Raw genomic sequence first — 1,824 nt, forward strand, 5'->3', positions numbered from 1 at the left:
ACAAGACCGCAGCGCTCGAGCAGATCACGCGGTGCCGTGCGAGCCTCTAACTCAGCAGTGTTGACGCTGTCAACGATTGCCGCTTTTCGTCCGATTCCGTTGGCATTGTTGGGGCTGAGAACCCGCGGAATCTCGGCACATATCCGTCGCCGTGTCCGTCTTGGGAGGGTTCAAATCCCTCCGTCTCCGCCAAAAGTGTCTTATGCGAACCCCGCGAAAACGATAGTTTCCGCGGGGTTTTCGTTTGCCCCACACTCTTGGTCATCTGAGCGCTCAGAAGCACCGCAGAAGGGCTCCAGCGCCGTTCTGGGCGTGTTCCCCACTCCGTGGCAGGTACCAACCGTCCGTCAGGTCCATCGGGTGACACGGTCTCGCCGGTCTGCTGGGGGACCGGCACCACTACCTTGTCCCGCTCTTCCACCGTCACCGTCTCATCCCTCGACAGGATGCCCGCGAAGATGTCTTGCACTTCAGCCTCTTCGACCGAGCCGTCCTCTGCGATGAACATCTTCTTGAAGAGACCTTGGTTCACGAGGCGTCGTTCTGCGTCAGTAGCGGTTGCATACTGCTCGCGGCACAACCGTGCGACATTGAGGGCTCGTTCGAGTTGCTCATCGGTCTGTTTGAGGGTTCGGGCAGCCGTCGCCGTCTGTTTCCCGGCAGCTTCCAGTTCCCGTGTCGTTCGTTCCATCTCTGTCTTGAGCACGTCGACGGGGACAGCTCCGGCGTAGTGCGCCTTCATCAGGACGGCTTGTTCGTCTTTGACAGCCCGGACGCGACGACGGGCCTCGTCAAGGGTGAATTCGGCGTCGGCTTGGCTGTTCGCTGCCTCAGACTTCACCGCTGCTCGAATGGCGAGAATCTGCTCCTCCGAGAAGTGGAGGCGGTGGTAGAAGTCCTCGACACCCCGATCGACGTTCTCGACCCGAACTTAGGGACGGGTGCAGGGAGCTAGTTTCGCCACCCGCCCGAGGCATCGGTAATACCGGTAGAGCTTCCCGTGCCGATTGACGTGCTCGCTGTAGACCAGACGGTTGCCGCATCCTCCGCAGTAAACGGTGCCCTTGACGTAATGAGGGTGCTCGCGATCGTTCCTCACGCCCCCTTGTGGCATCGGAACACTGCTGCTCGTTCGTCGGCTGCATCGAAAGCGCGTCTAGCGATCTAGTGCGAAGGAGCTGGCTCCCACAGTGGGGTCGGCTCCTTCGCGTTCGGTGCGACCGCATGAATCGGGTCTCGGCGCGCGAAGTTGGTCCTTTATCTACACGTGTTGTGCAATTGCCGGGCGAAAGTACCCAACCGCATCTTGGTAATGCTCTCGCCTTAGGATGCACGGGCCATACTCCTGGAGAACGGTGACCCTCAGTGAATCTGTGCGACTTCGTATGTAGTCATTTCGGAGACAAGCGATGGTCGCGGGCTCCCAGATCGAGAACGCCCTCGCTCATTGGTTACGCATAGCGGAAACACCAATTTGACGGAGTGGAAACTGAACTTCCACTATTAGCGGCCACGCCTTCAGGCTTCGCACCGAACGGTGATGACGTAGTCGACGCTAGTGCCAAGGCTGGCCATGTCCGTGAGTATCCGCTGGAGCTGGCGACGCCCAGCCGTCCTGGCAGGCTGGCCAGCATCAATGTACTCGCCCACAACGGCAGGCATCTCACGGACTCCTTCCGAGATGATCATCGCCTCAACATTGGTATCGGGGAAAACGGGTTCAGGCGTCCCCAATTTGTCCCCCGATCTACCTACATCAAAGGTCTCGAATTGCGGATAGCGTCATCTCGATCGCTCCGGGGGGAGCGGCGCAAGGGGGGGGGG

At 59.9% G+C, this 1,824-nt stretch carries 1 protein-coding gene; it reads right to left on the reverse strand.

Features of this window, described 5'->3' with window-relative positions; genetic code table 11:
• Nucleotides 1-46: 46 nt before the first annotated feature.
• Complete coding sequence (locus ASG00_RS14730) at nt 47-841, reverse strand: hypothetical protein (protein WP_156454770.1); 795 nt, start codon at nt 839-841, stop codon at nt 47-49.
• Between the last annotated feature and the right edge of the window lie 983 nt (nt 842-1,824).

Origin of the sequence: Microbacterium sp. Leaf351, from assembly GCF_001423825.1 — a bacterium.
In the GTDB taxonomy this organism is placed as follows: domain Bacteria; phylum Actinomycetota; class Actinomycetes; order Actinomycetales; family Microbacteriaceae; genus Microbacterium; species Microbacterium ginsengisoli.